17 protein-coding genes are annotated in these 20,241 nt (G+C 50.5%); all 17 read left to right on the top strand.

The features are described 5' to 3' along the window. The first annotated feature begins 182 nt into the window (after window positions 1-182). Window positions 183-1,685, top strand: a complete 1,503-nt coding sequence (locus tag H1R82_RS11380) for a reverse transcriptase/maturase family protein (RefSeq protein ID WP_181732589.1) — start codon at window positions 183-185, stop codon at window positions 1,683-1,685. Between the two features lie 89 nt (window positions 1,686-1,774). After that, complete coding sequence (gene mutS, locus H1R82_RS11375) at window positions 1,775-4,315, top strand: DNA mismatch repair protein MutS (RefSeq protein ID WP_232334009.1); 2,541 nt, start codon at window positions 1,775-1,777, stop codon at window positions 4,313-4,315. A gap of 29 nt (window positions 4,316-4,344) precedes the next feature. Next, window positions 4,345-6,318 (top strand): DNA mismatch repair endonuclease MutL, encoded by a 1,974-nt coding sequence (mutL, locus tag H1R82_RS11370; protein WP_181732587.1) that lies wholly within the window; start codon window positions 4,345-4,347, stop codon window positions 6,316-6,318. 2 nt (window positions 6,319-6,320) lie between these two features. Further along, the gene (locus H1R82_RS11365; protein WP_181732586.1) at window positions 6,321-7,103 is read left to right on the top strand and encodes a class I SAM-dependent methyltransferase; all 783 of its coding nucleotides are present in this window, start codon (window positions 6,321-6,323) and stop codon (window positions 7,101-7,103) included. Then, entirely contained in the window at window positions 7,100-8,029 is a 930-nt protein-coding gene (gene miaA / locus H1R82_RS11360; protein ID WP_181732585.1) for a tRNA (adenosine(37)-N6)-dimethylallyltransferase MiaA, read from the top strand. Before H1R82_RS11365 ends, miaA begins: the two co-directional genes overlap by 4 nt. Before the next feature lie 42 nt (window positions 8,030-8,071). Then, the gene (gene hfq, locus H1R82_RS11355) at window positions 8,072-8,314 is read left to right on the top strand and encodes an RNA chaperone Hfq (RefSeq protein ID WP_037996856.1); all 243 of its coding nucleotides are present in this window, start codon (window positions 8,072-8,074) and stop codon (window positions 8,312-8,314) included. A 198-nt stretch (window positions 8,315-8,512) separates the two neighbouring features. Continuing rightward, window positions 8,513-9,505 carry a stage V sporulation protein K gene (gene spoVK / locus H1R82_RS11350; protein WP_181732584.1) on the top strand — a complete coding sequence of 331 codons (993 nt, stop codon included), beginning with the start codon at window positions 8,513-8,515 and terminating at the stop codon, window positions 9,503-9,505. An 11-nt stretch (window positions 9,506-9,516) separates the two neighbouring features. Continuing rightward, window positions 9,517-10,785 (top strand): GTPase HflX, encoded by a 1,269-nt coding sequence (gene hflX, locus H1R82_RS11345; RefSeq protein ID WP_309544826.1) that lies wholly within the window; start codon window positions 9,517-9,519, stop codon window positions 10,783-10,785. Between the two features lie 22 nt (window positions 10,786-10,807). Then, complete coding sequence (locus tag H1R82_RS11340; RefSeq protein WP_181732626.1) at window positions 10,808-12,088, top strand: methionine gamma-lyase family protein; 1,281 nt, start codon at window positions 10,808-10,810, stop codon at window positions 12,086-12,088. A gap of 16 nt (window positions 12,089-12,104) precedes the next feature. Beyond that, entirely contained in the window at window positions 12,105-12,584 is a 480-nt protein-coding gene (locus tag H1R82_RS11335) for a DUF456 domain-containing protein (protein WP_181732583.1), read from the top strand. A 150-nt stretch (window positions 12,585-12,734) separates the two neighbouring features. Beyond that, window positions 12,735-13,139, top strand: coding sequence for a MerR family transcriptional regulator (locus tag H1R82_RS11330; protein ID WP_181732582.1), 405 nt, complete (start codon window positions 12,735-12,737; stop codon window positions 13,137-13,139). Window positions 13,140-13,193: 54 nt separating this feature from the next. Continuing rightward, window positions 13,194-14,507 (top strand): type I glutamate--ammonia ligase, encoded by a 1,314-nt coding sequence (glnA, locus tag H1R82_RS11325; RefSeq protein WP_181732625.1) that lies wholly within the window; start codon window positions 13,194-13,196, stop codon window positions 14,505-14,507. A gap of 106 nt (window positions 14,508-14,613) precedes the next feature. Then, window positions 14,614-15,048: a hypothetical protein gene (locus H1R82_RS11320; RefSeq protein ID WP_181732581.1), complete on the top strand. Its 435-nt coding sequence runs from the start codon at window positions 14,614-14,616 to the stop codon at window positions 15,046-15,048. 142 nt (window positions 15,049-15,190) lie between these two features. Next, window positions 15,191-15,955 (top strand): MurR/RpiR family transcriptional regulator, encoded by a 765-nt coding sequence (locus H1R82_RS11315; protein WP_198058702.1) that lies wholly within the window; start codon window positions 15,191-15,193, stop codon window positions 15,953-15,955. Window positions 15,956-16,067: 112 nt separating this feature from the next. Further along, window positions 16,068-17,669, top strand: coding sequence for a PTS transporter subunit EIIC (locus H1R82_RS11310; protein ID WP_181732580.1), 1,602 nt, complete (start codon window positions 16,068-16,070; stop codon window positions 17,667-17,669). A gap of 17 nt (window positions 17,670-17,686) precedes the next feature. Continuing rightward, on the top strand, window positions 17,687-19,018 hold the full coding sequence (locus tag H1R82_RS11305; protein ID WP_220215053.1) for a 6-phospho-alpha-glucosidase: 1,332 nt from the start codon (window positions 17,687-17,689) through the stop codon (window positions 19,016-19,018). Window positions 19,019-19,354: 336 nt separating this feature from the next. Then, complete coding sequence (locus tag H1R82_RS11300; protein ID WP_181732578.1) at window positions 19,355-20,221, top strand: HAD family hydrolase; 867 nt, start codon at window positions 19,355-19,357, stop codon at window positions 20,219-20,221. Window positions 20,222-20,241 lie beyond the last annotated feature (20 nt).

Raw genomic sequence — 20,241 nt, 5'->3', positions numbered from 1 at the left:
AAGTCTAAATGGGGATCACCTGAGTCGGAATGCCTGCCTGTCGGGCTATGGCCATCAGGGCCTGAATATCCGATATGGTGACGGAGCCCCCGTAGTAGTCTGAGCCGGGGAAAGCCCGGTACACGGCGAAGGGGGGCAGCTTGCTCGGGTTTTATACGACAAAGGAAGAAGCGTGAGGCTTTATGAGAAATCCTGAGTACGTATTAAACAGTCTGGCCGCAAAGTCCGGCGATTCAACCTATTTGTTCCAAAGGATTTACCGGAATTTGTACAACCCGCGGTTTTATCAAAAGGCATACCAGGAACTGATCCGCCGGTTCCCTCAGGCAAGACACCGGAAACTCCTTCCCGGACAGCTGGAAGCCTTGATAAAGGAATTGAAAAACGAAACCTATCAGCCGGCACCCTTTCCCGGCGCCGGGAAGACGGAACCGCTCCGGGATTGCCTGGTGGCATGGATTGTCCGCATGCTACTCGAGGCGATCTACGAGGGTTCTTTTTCGGACTTGTCCCATGGTTACCGTTCTCACCGAAGCTGCCATACCGCTTTGTTGCAAGTAAAGAAAAATTTTTCCGGTGTCAAATGGTTGCTGCACGGAAGCCTGCATTCTTTTTTTCCTTCCATTTCCTTTGAAGTGCTGCGTTCCCTTCTCAGAAAAAGGATTGAGGATGAAAAGTTCATCCGGCTCATCAACAAGTTTTTGCGGGCAGGATGGTTTGAGGATTGGCAATTTCACCGCACCTTCAGCGGGGTTCCCGTGGGCGGATGGATCAGCCCGGTTTTGGTCAATATTTATTTCCATGCGTTGGACCGTCACGTGGAAACGCTGATCCGTGAGTTTTCCAAAGGAAAGAAGCGCAGGGTGAATCCGGCTTACGAGAAGCTTCTTGCCCGAATCAAACAGGTGGAACAAAGAAGAAGGGATGCAGAAAACGAAGCGGAAAAAGAGGATTTGAAACGGCTGCAACAACAATGGACAAAGCAGTTGAAACAAATTCCCCGGGAAGATCCGTGGGATCCGGCTTATAAACGGCTCGTGTATACGCGTTATGCCGGGGAGATCTTATTGGGGGTGACCGGTTCCAAGAAGGAATCCTCCGCCATCGGGAATGAGATTGTCCGGTTTTTGCAACAGGAATTGAACCTTCCTTTTTCCCGCGAAGCACTCGATTTAAAACATGCCAAAAAACATGTGCGGTTTCTCGGATACGACATCACCGTCAAAGAGCAGTGCAAACTGCTTCTTCCCAAAGAGGTCCGGATCAAAAGGCTGTATCAATTCGGGGCGGTGAAAGAACAAAACGGCAAGCTGAAGCCGGTACATAAGAAGGAACTGGTTCATCTTTCCGATGCAAAGATCCTGCACGTTTATAACCGGGAGATCCGGCGCATGTACCGTTATTACCAATTGGCGGAGAATGTCAGCACTTTGTCGCGGTATGCCCATTTGCTGAAATTCAGCATGTATAAAACGTTGGCCATGAAATACAGGTGCTCCGTGCACCAACTTTTGAAGAAGTACATGCATGCGGGGGTCTTTCGGGTACCGGTTGAAACCGGAGACGGGGAAAAAGCGTTTGCCACCTTCCATGACGAAGGGTTTCAATGCAAGGACGATCCCATCTGCCATGGCGATGTCGACCGGATGGACGGATCCGAACCGCCGGACCAAGGCCGGATTTGAGCAAGCGGAGAGCCGTATACGCCGAGAGGTGTACGTACGGTTCGGAGAGGGGTTCAGAGAAACCTGCCGTCAGAAGGCGGCAAGGCGCTTTGTTCCTACTCTACTTCGAAGATGCCGAAAAAGCAGCCGAAGAGCTCGAGATTACATTGACCAGCCGGGATGGCGGCAGTGAACGCATTCCCATGTGCGGGGTTCCTTATCATTCGGCTCACACCTATGTGGAAAAACTGATTGATCAGGGATATAAAGTCGCCATCTGTGAGCAGGTGGAAGATCCTTCCGCTGCCAAAGGGGTGGTCAAGCGGGAAGTGGTTCGCGTGATCACGCCCGGGACCATCATGGAAGAAAACATGCTGGTTGACCAGGAAAACAATTTCTTGGTGACACTGACCGGAAGCGCGAATCAAATGGCATTGGCAGCAGTGGATCTGTCCACGGGAGAGTGCCACATCACGGAGATGGGCGGTTCGCTGGACGGAATTTTGGATGAAATTTCTTCCTATCAGCCGAAGGAAATCGTGTTGGATGTATCCCTGGCAGAGCAAGCGGCGGTGAAAGAACAAATTGAAACCCGCTTAAAATGTTTGATCACGCCGCATGACCTGGATGCCGGTTCCGAAAAGAAATTGTCCGAAGAGTTGCCGGCGCAGTTTCCGCAATATCCCGAGTTGTGCGATACCCCGTTTTTGCGAAAAGTGGTCGCTTTGTTATTCTCTTATCTGAAACAAACACAAAAGCGGGCTTTGCATCATTTGCAGCGGTTGCACCGGTATGACGCCAAGCAGTATATGATGTTGGATGAAGCGGCGAGAAGAAACCTGGAATTGACGGCAACGCTTGGCGAAGGAAAGAAAAAAGGTTCGCTTTTGTGGCTGTTGGATCAAACGGCCACCGCAATGGGAAGCCGTTTGTTGAAAAAGTGGCTGGACAAGCCGCTTCTGTCACTGGAAGAGATCACCCGGCGCCAAAATATGGTGGAAGCATTGCTTTCTGATTTTTTGTTGCTGGATGAAGTGCGGGACCGGATGAAGCAGGTTTATGATTTGGAACGGCTGGCAGCGCGCATTTCTTACGGATCGGCGAATGCGCGGGATTTAAACAGCGTGAAAAGATCGCTTTCCATCATTCCTGAACTGAAAGAAAAATTGTTGCAATCCGACTCCCGGCCGCTGAAGGAATTGGCGGAAAAAATGGATGAGTTGACGGATGTCAAAAACCTCATCGACGAAGCGTTGGTGGAAGAAGCACCGGTTTCCGTCAAGGAAGGCGGCATCATCCGCGAAGGCTTCCATGAAAAATTGGATCAATTGCGGAAGATCCAGAAAGACGGGAAAAGCTGGATTGCCGAGCTGGAGCAAAAAGAAAGAGACCTGACGGGAATCAAGTCGTTAAAAATCCGTTATAACCGGGTGTTCGGCTATTATATCGAGGTCACCAAGTCCAATCTGCATCTGGTTCCCAAAGACCGGTATCACCGCAAGCAAACGCTCGCCAATTCGGAACGGTATATCACGCCGGAATTAAAAGAACGGGAACAGCTCATCTTAAATGCCTCGGAAAGATCCGTGGAACTGGAATATGAACTGTTTACAAAAGTCCGGGATCAGGTGGCGGCCCAAGTTCAACGTTTGCAATCGCTGGCCGGGCGGGTGGCCGAGTTGGATGTTTTGCACGCCTTTGCGCTGATTGCCCAAAAGTATCAGTATGTCCGTCCGAAAGTGCATACGGGCAGTCAGCTGAAAATCAAAGCAGGCCGCCATCCGGTCGTCGAAGCCGTGAACCATACGGGGGAATTTGTTGCCAATGATGCGGAGTTGGACCAGGAAAACCGCCAGGTCCTGTTGGTGACGGGACCGAACATGGCCGGAAAAAGCACATACATGAGACAAGTGGCTTTGATTGTGATCTTAAGCCAGATCGGAAGTTTCGTTCCGGCGGAAGAAGCGGAAATTTCCATAGTGGACCGCGTGTTTACCCGGATCGGGGCGGCAGATGATTTGACCGGCGGGCGGAGCACGTTTATGGTGGAGATGTCTGAAACCTGCCATGCCCTGAAGGAGGCCACCCGGCGGAGCTTGATCCTCTTGGACGAAGTGGGCCGGGGGACATCCACTTATGACGGAATGGCGCTCGCGCATGCCATCGTGGAATACATTCATGATCATGTGGGGGCCAAGACATTGTTTTCCACCCATTATCATGAGTTGACAAAGCTGGAAGAATCGTTGTCCCGGCTGAAAAATGTGCATGCCCAATGCATCGAGCGGAACGGAAAGGTGGTCTTTTTGCACCGGATTGTCCCGGGAGGGGCGGACCGCAGTTACGGGATTCAGGTGGCCGAGCTGGCCGGGCTGCCAAAAGAAGTGATCACAAGAGCCAAGCAGCTGTTGGCCGAATTGGAAAACGGCACCCCCGGAGCTTCAAACACGGGTGTTTCCCCGGATTCGTCGGGGCAGTTGTCCTTGTTCGATCCGTTGGAAATTCAGCCGGCAGCCCGGGAGACAGCCGCTTCGTCTTTGACCCCCGAAGAACAAGAAATTTTGGAGGCCGTCCGCAAGTGGGACTTAATGAATAAGACTCCGTTTGAATGCATGCAGTTTTTGCATGAGATCAAACAAAAATTAAATTAATCAACGCGGAAAAAGGAGGGGAGTGGATCGTGGGCATCATTCAAGTGCTGGATGATCATTTGACGAACCAAATCGCCGCGGGAGAAGTGGTGGAAAGGCCGGCATCGGTTGTCAAAGAGTTGGTGGAAAACTCCATCGATGCCGGCGCCACCCGGGTGCAGGTCATGATAGAAGAAGGCGGGATTTCGTTTATTCAGGTGTCGGATAATGGTTCGGGCATGGACCGGGAAGATGCCGTGTTGGCCTTTTCCCGCCATGCCACCAGCAAAATCAAACGGGAACGGGATCTGTATTCCATCCGGACGCTCGGTTTTCGGGGAGAAGCTTTGCCGAGCATCGCTTCAGTTGCCAGAGTGGAAATGGTGACCACGCAGGATCCTTCACAGCTGGCGACCAAAGTGAAAATCGCCGGGGGCGACATTGAAGCGGTGGAGGAAACCTCCCGTTCCAAGGGAACCGATGTGATTGTCCGGGATTTGTTTTATAACACTCCCGCCCGTTTAAAATATTTGAAAACGGTCAATACCGAAGTCAGCCACGTTGCCGATGTGTTGGGAAGGTTGGCCTTTGCCCATCCGGAAATTTCGTTCTCCCTGACCCACAACCGGAGGAAGTTGTTTCAGACCGCGGGAGACGGAAATTTGAAGCATGTACTCCTTTCCATTTACGGGAAACAGGTGGCCGGTCAGGCAGTTTCGATCGAAGGAAGCGATATGGACTTCCGGGTTTACGGATGGATCACCAAACCGGAAATTACCCGTTCCAACCGGTCTTATTTGACCATCATCTTAAACGGGCGCTATGTGCGTTCCCTGCCGATCACCCAAGCCATTTTGCGTGCTTTCGGCACCTTGTTGCCGACGGGAAGGTTCCCGGTCGGGGTTTTGCATTTGGAGATGGATGCGCAGCTGTTGGATGTCAATGTCCACCCTTCCAAGTTGGAAGCAAGACTCAGCAAGGAAAAAGAATGTTGCCGGCTGGTTGAAGAAACGGTGCGGCAAGCCTTGCAAAAAGAGCGGTTGGTTGCGACGCCCAAAGCGGAATCAGCGGTGAAAAAACCGGAGTATAAGCAGGAAACGTTGCGGTGGAACCAAGGGAAAAGACCTGCCGTGAATCCCTATCCGTCCGACCGGCCCGATTCGTCATGGCAACTGCGTGAAAGCCCGGTTGCGCCGGTCAAGAAAGAAGAGCCGGCCAAGAAAGAGGAAGCGAAGGAAACAAATCCGGCGCCGGTCTTTCCGGATCCCTCCCCGTCCCAAAGCGAACCGGAACCCAAAGAGTCGGGATATCAATCCTCCTTGAGTGCGTGGTCGGAGCAGAATCCGACCCGGGAAGAAGCAAAGGAAAAGACACCCATTCCCGCTCCGGCGGTTTTGGAAGAAGAAACGGAGGCGGAGGAGGCGGAAGCAAACGGGGAAGATCGGTTGCCGCCCATGACCCCGTTGGCGCAGGTCCACGGCACTTATATCGTGGCGCAATCGGAAGACGGATTTTTTTTGCTGGATCAACACGCGGCACATGAGCGCATTTATTACGAGATTTATTCCAAAAAGCTGGGGGAAGCAAATCATCACCAGTATTCCCTTTTGATTCCCATGACGATCGAGTGCACGCCGGCCGAAGCCGAAATATTAAACATGCATCTGGATTATCTGAATCAGTGGGGCCTGGAAATGGAGCCTTTTGGCGGAACCACGTTTGTGATCCGCGCTTATCCCGCGTGGTTTCCGAAAGAGGATCCCCAACAATTGATTCATGAGATCATTGATTGGCTGAAAGAACACGGGAAAGTGGAGACTGCTCAACTGAGGGATGCCACCGCCAAAATGATGTCATGCAAAGCGGCGATCAAAGCCAACCGCTATTTGCGCAAAGAAGAGATGGAAGAACTGTTGAACCAGTTGAGCCGCTGTGAAAATCCGTTTACTTGTCCGCACGGACGGCCCATTTTTGTTCATTTTTCAACTTATGAATTGGAAAAAATGTTTAAAAGGGTGATGTAATATTGTTTGTCACAACATCTTTTCACCCGGGAGACCAGGAAACAAACGAAGCAAAAGAATTGGCCCGTGAGTGGAAGGTGCCGTTCGTCCGGCGCGGTCGCCGGTCTCTTCAAGCGCTTTTCGAGCAGACGGCATCAGGTCAGGCGGTCATTGTCAGCAAAGATGGATGGCGCTATGAAGACAAAAAAGGCCACGCCTTCTTTTTTCATCCCAACATGTCCGCCCTTCGCATCAAACATTTGGCTGCCGGGCAGCCGGACAGCATGGTGACGGCGGCGGGACTGAAAGAAGGGGATCATGTCCTGGATTGTACCTTGGGGATGGGGGCGGATTCCATCGTGGCCAGTTATGTGGTCGGGGAAAAAGGCCGGGTTGTGGCGTTGGAGAGTGAGCCGGTCATCGCGGCGATCGCCGGGCACGGCCTGCAAACCTACCGGACCGGGCGCAAAGCTTTGAATGAAGCGATGCGGAGGGTTGAAATCGTTCAGGCCCGTTATCAAACCTATTTGAAACAATTGGAGGATCAATCCTTTGATGTGGTGATGTTTGACCCGATGTTCCGGGAAACGGTGAAACAGTCGTCAGCCATGCAAATGTTAAAGCCCCTGGCCAACCCGGAACCTTTGGACCCGGAGTCGGTGCAAGAAGCCGTGCGGGTGGCCAGGAGGGCTGTTTTGTTGAAAGAACGGCCGAAAAGCGGGGAGTTTGAACGCCTGGGCTTTACGATTGTAAAAGCCTCATCCAATTATGCTTGGGGTGTGATCCGGAAAGGAGGGCACCGGTGAAAGAAAAGCTTGTTGTCATTGTCGGACCGACGGCGGTCGGAAAAACCGGTTTGAGCGTCCGGCTGGCCAAACGGTTTCATGGCGAAGTTATTTCCGGAGATTCCATGCAGGTTTACCGGGGAATGGACATCGGGACGGCCAAAATCATGCCGGAGGAGATGGAGGGGGTTCCTCATCATCTCATTGACATTCTTCCTCCGGATCGAAATTTCTCGGTTCAGGAATATCAACAGCTGGCCCGGGAAATAATCACCGGGATCAACCGGCGCGGGCATCTGCCCATCCTGGTGGGTGGGACCGGTTTGTACATCGAAGCGGTGGTCCATGATTACCTGATGCCCCATGTCAAAGAGGACCCCATGCTTCGCGAAGAACTGCATGCGTTTGCCCGGCGGGAAGGCAATGAAGCGTTGCACCGGCGGTTGGAAGAAGTGGACCCGGTCCAGGCCAAAAAATTGCATCCCAATGATCTCCGACGTATGATTCGGGCTTTGGAAGTTTATCATGTTACTGGAAAGCCATTTTCCGAGCTGAAAGGAAAAGGAACCTCCCCTTACGACGTGCTGTGGATCGGTCTCACCATGCCGCGGGAACAATTGTACGAGCGGATTAACCGGCGGGTGGACGAGATGATCCAAAAAGGCCTGGTGGAGGAAGTGAAAAAACTGTGGGAGCAAGGATACGGGCTTCATTTGACTTCCATGCAGGCAATCGGGTATAAAGAGATTGTAAGTTATTTGAAAAACGAAATCACGTTGGACGAAGCGATTCATCTCATCAAGCGAGGATCGCGGAAATACGCGAAACGACAGCTCTCCTGGTTTCGGCGTTTAAAAGAAATCCATTGGTTTGACGTGACAAATTCCCAATCTTTTCGAGAAATTGAAGAACTGGTGGCAGGAAAGTTTCCTTTGGCCAGAGAATAGAGTACAATAACGTTAAATGTAAATACATAGGAGGTACGGGTTTTGAAACAAACAATCAATATTCAAGATACATTCCTCAACCAAATCCGTAAAGAATCAGTACCAGTTACCATTTATTTGGTGAACGGGTTTCAATTGCGCGGTGTGATCCGCGGCTTTGACAACTTCACCATTGTGATTGACAGTGACGGCAAGCAACAAATGGTATATAAGCATGCGATCTCCACGTTCACCCCTGCACGTCCCGTTTCTTTGATGCCCGCCAGTGAAGAAAGAGAAAGCTGAGTTGTTCGTTTCACTTGTTTTGCTGCTGACCGGACCGGCCGGCAGCTTTTTTTATTGCCACGGTTTTTGATATCGGCTGTCAAGGGGGCCGGGCGGTACCTGCCATCAATCCCGATGCCGTGTTTTCCACGATTTTTCACCAAAAAATGGGCGGATGCGTATACTGGGATCAGCGATTAAGGACGAAGAGGTGAAACAATGAGCAGAAGGGTGATGACAGTAAACGCCAAGCATCAGATTCATGTGGTTTTTGACCATCCGGAAAGAAAACACACGCTTTTGTCGCGGACGGAGCCGTTGAAGCCGGCTTGTCCGGCCGGTGAACCGGGGCCTTTGCAGGAGTGCTTTGACCAATTGGACCGGCTGGTGGGGCTGAATAAAATCAAGGAGTTTATCAAAGAGATTTATGCATGGCTGGAGATCGGAAAACAGAGGAGAGCGGCCGGTTTAAGCGCCGAACAACAAGTGTTGCACATGATTTTTTCCGGGAGTCCGGGAACGGGAAAAACCACGGTTGCACGGATTTTGAGCCGGTTATTAAAAGAAATGGGCGTGCTGTCCAAAGGGCATTTGATCGAAGTGGAACGGGCGGATTTGGTGGGAGAGTATATCGGCCATACGGCGCAAAAAACAAGAGAACATGTGCGAAGGGCGTTGGGCGGTGTTTTGTTTATTGACGAAGCTTATTCGCTCGCCCGGGGAGGGGAAAAAGATTTCGGCAAAGAAGCTGTTGATACGATGGTCAAATCGATGGAAGACTATAAAAATGATTTCATTTTGATTTTGGCGGGGTATCCCAATGAAATGGACGCATTTTTGCGTTTGAATCCCGGTCTTCCTTCCCGCTTTCCGATTCATTTGCATTTTCCGGATTTCAAATTGGATGAATTGATGAAGATTGCCGAGCAGATGCTGCAAGAGCGGGAGTATTTCTTATCCCGGCCGGCCAAAGATAAATTGCGAAACCACTTGCAACAACAGCTTCACCTCGCCAAGGACGGTTTTGGAAATGCCCGGTACGTCCGCAATTTGATTGAAAAATCGATCCGGAATCAAGCGGTGCGCCTGATGAAAAAAACGCATGTGACCAGAGAGGAATTGATGACGTTAAGAAGTGAGGATTTGCGGTTTGACGATCTGAAAAACAGTTCATGGTATAATGAAAAAATGCCTCATCAGTATCTGGTGTAAGAAAGGGTTGAGTGCGTATTCAGGAGTTGGAAGGAAAAGAGAAAGCGATTTTGGTGGGGTGCGGCACGAAAAAACAGGAATGGTCCTTGCGCTCCACTTTGGAAGAGTTAAAGAGTCTGGCGGAAACGGCGCAAGCGGTTCCGGTCAGCCAGGTGCTTCAATTCAGGGACCGGATTGACCCGGCTTGGTATATCGGGCGGGGAAAAGCAGAAGAAATCGCCCGCATGGCGGAAGAAAACGAGGCAGACCTGGTGATTTTTGACCAAGAGCTTTCCCCTGCGCAGCTTCGAAACCTGGAAGAGTTGATCCCTTGCAAAGTGATCGACCGCACGCAATTGATTTTGGATATTTTTGCGCAACGGGCCCGGACCAAAGAAGGAAAAATTCAGGTGGAACTGGCCCAGTTGAAATATTTGCTGCCCCGCCTGGCCGGAAAAGGGAAAGCGATGTCCCGTCTGGGCGGCGGCATCGGAACCCGCGGCCCCGGGGAAAAGAAACTGGAAACGGATCGCCGCCACATCCGCCGCCAAATCAGCGTTCTGACCAAACAGCTTGCGGAAATTAAAAAACACCGCAAGTTGCATCAGGAACGCCGGAAAAAGAACGGCATCCCGCAGGTGGCCTTGGTGGGATACACCAATGCCGGAAAATCGACTTTGTTAAATCAACTGACAGGTGCGGGCGTGCTGTCCGAAAACCGGTTGTTTGCCACATTGGATCCGACATCCCGCCAGCTGGTGCTTCCCTCCGGCAAGGAAGTGATCCTGACGGATACCGTCGGGTTTATCCGGCAACTGCCGCACCATTTGATCGCCGCTTTCCGCTCGACGTTGGAACAGGTGAAGGAAGCGGATTTGTTGTTGCATGTGGTGGATGCTTCCCACCCGGAAGCAATGGAGCAGGTGGAGGCCGTGGAGCAGGTCTTGACTGATCTGAATGCCGCGGACATCCCGGTTTTAATGGTCTGGAACAAAGCGGACCGGCTGGAGCGGAGAGTGCCTGAAGGCTGGGATCCGGATCATCTCTTGATCTCTGCTTTCAACGAACAGGATCTGAACCGGTTGAAGGCACGTGTGGAGCAGGCGTTGCAACAAGAGATGATCATCGGTCAGGCGGAAATCCCGGTCATGCGGGGAGACTGGATTTCGCTGTTGCATCATAAAGCGGAAATGATAGAATCGAATACGGACGATTTGATGATGGTTATAAAGTTTCGCCTTTCTCCCGCTGATTTTGATCAGTTGCCCGGGGAGTTGAAAAGCCGGATTCAAATCCAATAAACGAGTAACAGGAATGATGACTGTGTTTGAAACATTGAAACATGGAGCATGGATTGAAAAAAAAGTCCAAACTGCAGAGGAAAAAATTGAACCGGTGCTTAAAAAGATCGGTCAAAATGCCGATTTTATGCAGTGGAAGGTGCTGGAAGCCTTCCGGGAAATGAAAGTGAGTGAAATTCACCTTCATTCTTCAACCGGTTACGGGTATGATGATCTGGGCAGAGAAACGTTCGAAGCGGTATTTGCGCGGGTCTTCGGTGCAGAAAAAGCTTTGGTCCGTCCGAACATCATTTCCGGCACCCATGCCATTGCCGCTTGTTTGTACGGGGTGTTGCGTCCGGGGGACGAGCTGATCTATTTGACGGGCCGTCCTTATGACACGCTGCATCAAGTGATCGGTTCATATCAAGACGGTTCCGGTTCACTCAGGGATTACGGCATTGAATATCGGGAGATCCCGCTGGCAGAAGGACAACGGATTGATTGGGACACCTTTCGTGAAGCGGTCAGCCCGAAAACCAAGATGGTTGCCATCCAGCGATCCCGGGGTTATGCCGACCGTCCGTCTTTTTCCATCCGGGAGATTGAAACGATGATCCGGAAAATCCGGGAAATCTGCCCGCAGGCGGTTGTTTTTGTGGACAATTGTTACGGTGAGTTTGTTGAGTCCAAAGAACCGACTGCAGTGGGAGCGGATCTGATCGCCGGGTCTTTGATCAAAAATCCGGGCGGAGGGATAGCGAAGTCCGGGGGATACATCGCCGGAGCGGAAAAGTGGGTGGAACGAGCCGGATCCCGGCTGGTGGCACCCGGCATCGGAACCGAAGGGGGAGCCACCCACGGCTATATGCACGATTATTATCAAGGATTGTTTTTGGCTCCGCACGTGGTTGCCGAAGCATTGAAAGGAGCCGTTTTTGCCGCGGCATTTTTGGAGGAAGCCGGTTTTCAAACCACGCCGGGATGGGAAGAGCCGCGCACGGATATCATTCAGCAAGTGTATCTGGGAACGCCGGAGTTACTGGTGGCTTTTTGCCAGGGGATTCAATCGGCATCGCCCGTTGATGCGCATATTTTGCCGGTGCCTTCGCCAATGCCCGGCTATGAGGACGAAGTGGTCATGGCGGCCGGAACGTTTGTGCAAGGTGCCAGCATTGAGCTGTCGGCGGATGGGCCCCTCCGTGCACCATACATTGCTTACATGCAGGGAGGACTCACCTATTCGCATGTGAAGATCGGCATGGCCAAAGCCATGGATTTCATATTGGAAACCGGACAGATAGACGGAACACTGCAGGTGTGAAGGGAGAGCTTGTTATATGGACATGCTTTGGTGGGCAATTATTATTTTGCTCTTTATTCTTGCTTATGTCGGTCTGGTTGCCCCCGCTTTGCCGGATGCCCCGCTGATGATTGCAGGGTTTGCGGTTTATCACTTTTTGATCGATTCCGAACCGTTGGGGTTCGGGTTTTGGATTACCACTTTGATCCTCGCCATCTTGCTGATTCTGGTTGATTATTTTTCCAGCAGTGTGGCGGTGAAAAAATACGGCGGCAACGCGGCTTCCGTCACCGCCGCGATTGTGGGGGTCGTTCTTTTCCCGTTTATCATGGGGCCTGTCGGCGTGATTGTCGGACCTTTTTTGTGTGTGTTTGTACTAGAATTGCTGTTTAAAAAATCTTTTTCCAAAGCACTCCAAATCGCCTATGGAACCTTGGTCGGTTTTTTGGGCGGGATTTTGACAAAGTTGATTGTCATGACCGGATTGATGATCTGGTTTTTGGTGTTGGTGTTTTGATGAAAAATCGTTCTTCCTCCGGGGAGAACGATTTTTTTATACCTGCCTGAAAACCATGTAAGAAAAACTGACATGTATTGACTAAAAAAGCTGACGTGAATAAAATAGGATTATGAGGTAACAATCCCGAGAATGAAGGGAGCGTTTCCCATGGATTTTCGTGATGAAAAAAGACGGAACATGCCGCTTTTTTCGATGGGGATCGTGACGAAACTGACGGAGCTGAGTCCGAGACAAATCCGTTATTACGAGCAACAAGGATTGATCCGTCCCCAGAGAACCAAAGGGAACCAACGATTGTTTTCTTTCAATGATGTTGATCGGTTGTTGCAAATCAAGTCTTATCTGGAAAAAGGGGTCAACATCGCGGGAATCCGGGAACTCTTCAGTCAGTCTGAACGGGTTCAGGAAGCGGAGAAAGAAGCGCGTAAGGCAAGAAAAGAGCTGTCGGAAAAAGAATTGAGACGCCTCTTGAAAAGACAGATCATCGAACCCGGGCGTCCCGGGCGTTTCCTGCTTAATCACGGGGAGCTGAGCCGTTTTTTCCGACATTGAACAATTTCTCAGAAGGGAGAATAAACTGTGGCGAAGCATACCAAAGAAGACATTATGCAAATTGTTGAGAAGGAAAATGTCGCTTACATCCGTCTGATTTTTACCGACTTGCAGGGAACCATTAAAAACGTGGAAATTCCCCGGAGCCAATTGGAAAAAGCATTGGACAACAAAATGATGTTTGACGGTTCCTCCATTGAAGGGTTTGTGCGAATTGAAGAGTCGGATATGCTGCTTTATCCGGATTTGGATTCATTCGTGATTTACCCGTGGGGAAATGATGTGAACGGCAGCAAAGTGGCCGGAATCATGTGTGATATCTACAATCCGGACGGCACGCCTTTTGAAGGGGATCCCCGGGGTATCTTAAAGCGTGTTCTCAAAGAAGCCGAAGAAATGGGATTCACCTCTTTCAACGTGGGAACCGAACCGGAATTTTTCCTGTTTAAAACCGATGAAAACGGAGAGCCCACACTCAATTTGAATGACAAAGGCGGATACTTCGATCTGGCTCCGGTGGATCTCGGGGAAAACTGCCGCCGCGATATCGTGTTGACGCTGGACAAAATGGGCTTTGAAGTCGAAGCTTCCCACCATGAAGTGGCACCCGGGCAGCATGAAATCGACTTCAAATATGCGGATGCGGTGACAACGGCCGACCATATCCAATCATTCAAACTGGTGGTCAAAAACGTGGCACGCCGCTACGGATTGCATGCGACTTTTATGCCCAAGCCGCTTTTTGGCGTCAATGGTTCCGGTATGCACTGCCATATGTCGCTGTTTCGCGGCAAGGAAAATGTCTTTTATGATCCTTCCGATGAATTGGGCCTGAGTGAAACTGCCCGGCATTTCCTGGCGGGGATTTTAAAGCATGCCCGTGCATTTACAGCGATCACCAACCCGATTGTCAACTCTTACAAACGACTGGTTCCGGGTTATGAAGCGCCTTGTTATGTCGCATGGTCGCCGAAAAACCGCAGTCCCTTGGTGCGGATTCCTTCTTCCCGCGGTCTGAGCACCCGCATTGAGGTTCGTTCCCCCGACCCTGCGGCTAATCCTTACCTGGCTTTGGCGGTGATGTTAAAAGCCGGGTTGGACGGAATCAAAAATCAGCTTCCGCTTCCGGAACAAACGGATCGGAACATTTATGTCATGGATGAACAAGAACGGCGTGAAGCCGGAATCGAAGATCTGCCGGCCAGCCTGAAAGAAGCCCTGATCGAATTGCAAAAAGATCCGGTCATGGTGGAAGCATTGGGCGAACACGCGCTTACGCACTTTTTGGAAGCCAAGGAAATTGAATGGGATATGTTCCGGACCAATGTCCATCCTTGGGAACGTGAACAATATATGCATTTGTATTGACCGAATGCCCCCCGTGGTGGAACCCGGGGGCAACCCATTTTTCTTTATTTTCTGAATAGAATGTCTTATAATGAGGGATGTATCCGGTAATGAAGGGAGCGGAACGGTGAACAAAATCAAAAATCTTCTGTTCTTGTCGTTGGCTTTGGCGTTGTGTCTGATCGGGGCACCGGTGGCGGCAAAAGCAGCCGGAAATCAGTCAGGAGTCCTGGCTTGCACTTTTCAAGGGACTTGGCTGGAAGATGCCAATTGCACTTCCAACCGGTCCACGGTGTACACCGTTGGAAACGGTGAGCTTCGCACAGGATACTACAATGGCGTTCAGTATGGATGGGGGAGATTGGAAGCAGGGGATTACGAATTGTTGCACTTCCAAGTGGATTTGGATGGCGACCGGGTTCCGGATGAATTTCAGGCAACCAGTGGCGCCGGAAATTTCACATGGGCCTATCCGGCTTCCGCTAGTTCGGACAGAGCGTTCAGAGTTTGTGTCTACGATGAGGATTATCAGTTGGAAACCCGTTGTACCCCCTGGTGGTGATTTATTCGTTTTTTCAGGCACCTGTTTCACCCGCGGACAGGTGCTTTTTTGTCGGCTTCTTGCCAAAAACGGCGGGGGGACAGGCTTGTGCTATAATGAAATTTAAGCAACAAACCACCCGGATGAAGCGAGCTGAAAATCCTTGATCGATCTTCGTAAAATGTTTCATGGAAAAAATCTGACGGAATTGGATAAACAAATTTTGCAATACATCATCGAACATATTGACACGGTCTTGCAAATGGGTGTCCGCAAGGTGGCCAAAGCCAATTACACTTCGCCCGCCACGGTCATCCGTTTGTCCAAAAAGTTGGGCTACACCGGGTTTGTCGATATGTATTACCAACTTCTGCCACAAGTGAAAAAGATGGAAGTCCGGCCGGGCGGGAGGAGAAAGGATTTTCCGGAAATCCGTCCGCAAGATTTTTTTCAGTACAACACCATGGAGGATATTGAACGGTTTATCGACCGGGTGCTCCAATTGCGGAAAAAATTGATTTTTATTTATGCCACCGGATTTTCCGCGATTGCGGCGGAATATTTGTACAAAAAGCTGTTGGTGTTGGGAAAGAAGACGATTATCGCCAGCGGGACGGACTCTGTCGGGGTGTTTGAAAACAATTTGGAAGACATCGGAGCGTTGGTGGCGATTTCCAAATCCGGCGAAACCCAGCTGGTGATCGATAAACTGCAGGCGGCCAAAGAACATCAAATCTTTACCGTGTCGTTCACCAAAGAAACGGAGAACCGGGCAGCGGAACTTTCGGATCTCAATTTTAAAATCGTGGATAATTATGAGCTGGATGACCGGAATATGTTGCCAAACATCTTTTTTCCCCGGTTGCTGATGCTGTTTGAACTGATTTTCAAGGAGTATTTCGACCGGATGGCACCCAAAGACGGATGAAACGTGTTTCAATTTGTGAAACACGTTTTTTTCGTTTGCCAAAACATATACAAGGAAGCGCTTACGCTATAAACTGGAGTCAAGTCCGAACCACTGAACTGGAGGTGTCACCATGAAGGCAAAGCTGATGGAAGCCATGCAGCGGTTTTCCAAAGCGATGTTTATCCCCGTCTTGATTCTGCCGATCGCGGGGATATTGATCGCACTTGGAAATTTGTTGACCAATCCCAAACTCTTGGAAACCGTTCCTTTGATGAACAACCCGGTGACAACCGGATTTGGCTCCATATTGGCCGGATCCCTAGTTTCCATTCTGGGCAACCTGGGACTCATTTTCTGTGTGGGAATCACCGTCGGCCTGGCCCGGAAAGAAAAGCCGGTCGCAGGGTTCACCGCCTTGTTGGGGTATTTGGTTTTTGTTCATGCGATGAACAAGTTTATGGAATTGAGCGGCCGGCTGGTGGAGGCGGAATCGCTGCAAGGAACGGGGCAAACCCTGGTTTTGGGCGTGCAAATTCTGGATATGGGTGTATTTTTGGGAATTATTCTCGGAATTGTAACCGCTTTTATTCATAACCGGTGGATCGATACGGAATTCAAAGGCGCTTTTCAAATTTACGGCGGATCCCGTTTCGTCTTTATCCTCCTGATTCCGACGGTGGTGTTGTTGGCCGGTGTCTTGATGTACATCTGGCCTTTTTTCCAAAGCGGGATCCACAGTTTGGGGACGCTGATTCAACGGAGCGGGAGTTTTGGGATCTTTTTGTACGGGGCGTTGGAACGCCTGCTCATCCCGACCGGATTGCACCACTTGGTGTATACCCCGTTTTTGTACACTTCGCTGGGGGGAGTGGCCGAAGTCGGCGGGCAAATTTACGAAGGAGCCCGGAACATTTATTATGCGGAGATTGCCAATCCGGGGGTTACCCGGCTTTCGGAGAGCGTGATCTGGGATGCGCGGGGCATTTCCAAGATGTTTGGGTTGATCGGGGCGTGCCTGGCGATGTACCACACGGCCAAGCCTGAAAACAAAGCCAAAGCCAAAGCCGTGTTGCTTCCGGCGGCGTTTACTTCCTTCATTGCCGGGGTGACCGAACCGATTGAATTTTCCTTTATGTTTGTGGCGCCGTTGTTGTTTGCGGTGCATGCCGTCTTTAGCGGGCTCAGCATGGTGGTTCTCAACCTGCTGGATGTGCGCGCCATCGGGCCCAACGGGATGATTGACTTTTTGCTTTACAACCTGCCGCTTGGCATTCAGAAAACCGGTTGGCCGTTGTATGTGTTGGTTGGACTGTTGTTCTTTGTCATTTATTACGTAGTTTTCCGTTTCCTGATTGTCAAATTTAATTTTCAAACGATCGGCCGGGAAGAAAAAGGACAGGAAGTCCGGTTGTATTCCAAAAAGGATTACCAGGAGAAAAAGAAGCGGAACCGGGAGGAAGGACAAGCATCCAAGGAGACATCTGATGTGGCCGGTGTCATTGTCCGGGCGCTTGGCGGGGCGGAAAACATCCAAACGGTGACCAATTGTTACACACGTCTCCGGTTGACATTGGTTCATCCGGAGAAGGTGGATGAAACGGTTTTGAAAAATGAAACCGGTGCCAGCGGAGTGATTATTCGCGACCAAAACGTGCAAGTGGTTTACGGATTGCAGGTGACAAACATCCGGAAAGCCGTGGACCGGTATTTGGGACGCGCCGGTCAAGAATGACTCACAGAAAGGAAGAGATGGTGATGAAAAAGTTTTCCATTGTGATTGCAGGCGGAGGAAGCACTTATACACCGGGAATCGTCATGATGCTGTTGGATCATTTGGAAACGTTTCCGATTCGGAAATTGAAATTATACGATAACGACGAAAAGCGGCAACACATGATCGGGGAAGCCTTGAAAATCGTGTTGAACGAACGTGCGCCGGAGATCGAGTACACTTACACCACCGATCCGGAAGAAGCATTCACGGACATCGATTTCTGTTTTGCCCACATCCGGGTCGGGAAATATGAAATGCGCGAGCTGGATGAAAAAATTCCGCTCAAACACGGGGTGGTCGGCCAGGAAACGTGCGGTCCCGGAGGCATTGCTTATGGCATGCGCAGCATCGGACCGATGATTGAATTAATCGATTGGATGGAAAAATACTCCCCGGATGCATGGATGTTAAACTATTCCAATCCGGCCGCCATCGTGGCCGAAGCCTGCCGGATTCTCCGCCCGAACGCCAAAGTGCTGAACATTTGCGACATGCCGGTGGGAACCCTCCGGAGAATGTCCCAGATTATCGGCAAAACGCCGAAAGAGTTGGATGTTCGTTATTTCGGGTTGAATCACTTCGGTTGGTGGACCAGCGTCAAAGACAAGGAAGGCAATGAATACCTGCCGCAAATCCGCGAATATGTGAAAGAAAACGGTTATTTGACCCAGATCGAAGTCGATACCCAGCACATGGATCCCAGCTGGCAAGAAACGCATAAAAAAGCAAAAGATTTGTTGGCGGTCGACCCGCGGTTTTTGCCCAACACGTATTTAAAATATTATTTCTATCCCGATGAAGTGGTTGAAAGCGCCAACCCCAAATACACGCGAGCCAATGAAGTGATGGACGGAAGAGAGAAGAATGTCTTTTCCGCCGCCAGAGAAATAATTGAAAAAGGGACGGCGGAAGGAAGTGAATTTGCCATCGGCAGCCATGCAACCTTCATCGTCGATCTGGCCCGGGCCATTGCATTCAACACCCATGAGCGGATGATCATGATTGTCGAAAATAACGGTTCCATTGCCAACTTTGATGATGATGCCATGGTTGAGGTCCCGTGCATTGTCGGCTCTGACGGCCCGGAACCGCTCAGTCAGGGGAAAATTCCCGAATTCCAAAGAGCATTGATGCTTCAACAAGTTACCGTGGAAAAAATGGTGGTCCAAGCCTACATCGAAGGCAGTTACCAAAAGTTGTGGCAGGCGTTGATCCTGTCCAAAACCGTCCCCAGTGCCAAAGTGGCGAAAAAAGTGCTGGATGACCTGATGGAAGCCAACCGGGGATACTGGCCGGAATTAAAATAACGTTTGTGGCCCGGATTTTGGATCCAAGTCTTTTCAGGCTTGGATCTTTTGGTTTGCTGTGGTTTTTGAAACAAATGCTGATGCTGTCGGAGAGGATGGAAATTTTCAAAGAGAGAACGGACGGATGCGACTGAAGCGTCCAATGTCCGTGTGCAAAACGCATTTCAGTTCGCCTGACATCACAAATCAGTTTGCAACACAAACAAACTTTAACCAGGATGATTCGCACCAAGCAAGGAATGAAGATGCAGGGGGATGCAGGCGCAAAGTTGAGCAAACTGCCGGGGATGTGTATGATAGCATGTATGTACCAACAGAATGAGAAAGGGGAGGGCCATGGAAAGAAACCGGTCAGAGATCAAAGCGATTGCACTGGACATGGACGGGACGATGTTGAATGTAAACAGTCAGGTGGAGCCGGAATTGGTCGATCTGTTCAGACAACTCAAGCAGGCGGGGATCCGGATTTTTGTTGCGACCGGCCGGACTTTTCCTGAAGTCCGGCGGGTTCTTCCGGAACATCTGGAAATCGACGGGGTGGTGACGGCCAACGGGGCGGTGACTTATATCGGGGACCAGATCATTTCCCGCCGCACCTTGGATCCGTCCGTCGTGAGAGAGGCTGTTTTTCAAGCCGGACAGGAGAATATCTATTATGAAGTTCATACGGCTGAAGGCGTCCGTTTTGCCCTGGCAAAAGAGAAAGAGCGGATGATGGAGGAAGTGTTCAAGGAAAAGCCTGACACGTTGTTTGAAAATGAATGGCTCTCCCGGAAAGCCGCTTTAAAAGAAAAAATGGTCTGGCTGGATCATTTGGTGGATGAAGATATCGTCAAAATTTATTTTTTCAGTATGGAGCCCGGGAACATCCGGAAATGGCGGAATGCATTGGAGCGGATGAAAAACCGCACGCCGTTTACCCTTTTGTCTTCTTCCAGGCATAATTGTGAAATCATGGCGGACCAGGTGTCGAAGGCATACGGGTTGAGTCTGGTGTTAAAAGAATATCAGCTTGCGCCCGCCCATTTGATGGCCGTTGGCGACAGCGAAAATGACCTTTCGATGTTTAAGTTAGCATCTCGTGCGGTGGCCATGCAAAACGCCGCGGATGAAATCAAAGAGCATGCGGATGAAGTGACGAAACTTCCGTATGACGAGAATGGATTATACCATTTTTTGCGGGAAGAGTTTTTTGGTTCGTAGGTGCAAAAGGGTTGTTGGCA

Origin of the sequence: Thermoactinomyces intermedius (assembly GCF_013912365.1) — a bacterium.
Lineage (GTDB): Bacteria > Bacillota > Bacilli > Thermoactinomycetales > Thermoactinomycetaceae > Thermoactinomyces > Thermoactinomyces intermedius.
This window is presented reverse-complemented; position numbering and strand designations above follow the sequence as displayed.

What these genes read in the sequence shown, in the direction of transcription:
- H1R82_RS11380 (WP_181732589.1), top strand. Translation starts at nt 183, where the DNA reads ATGAGAAATCCTGAGTACGTATTAAACAGTCTGGCCGCAAAGTCCGGC.
- spoVK (WP_181732584.1), top strand. Translation starts at nt 8,513, where the DNA reads ATGAGCAGAAGGGTGATGACAGTAAACGCCAAGCATCAGATTCATGTG.
- H1R82_RS11335 (WP_181732583.1), top strand. Translation starts at nt 12,105, where the DNA reads ATGGACATGCTTTGGTGGGCAATTATTATTTTGCTCTTTATTCTTGCT.
- H1R82_RS11330 (WP_181732582.1), top strand. Translation starts at nt 12,735, where the DNA reads ATGGATTTTCGTGATGAAAAAAGACGGAACATGCCGCTTTTTTCGATG.
- glnA (WP_181732625.1), top strand. Translation starts at nt 13,194, where the DNA reads ATGCAAATTGTTGAGAAGGAAAATGTCGCTTACATCCGTCTGATTTTT.
- H1R82_RS11310 (WP_181732580.1), top strand. Translation starts at nt 16,068, where the DNA reads ATGAAGGCAAAGCTGATGGAAGCCATGCAGCGGTTTTCCAAAGCGATG.
- H1R82_RS11305 (WP_220215053.1), top strand. Translation starts at nt 17,687, where the DNA reads ATGGTGATGAAAAAGTTTTCCATTGTGATTGCAGGCGGAGGAAGCACT.
- H1R82_RS11300 (WP_181732578.1), top strand. Translation starts at nt 19,355, where the DNA reads ATGGAAAGAAACCGGTCAGAGATCAAAGCGATTGCACTGGACATGGAC.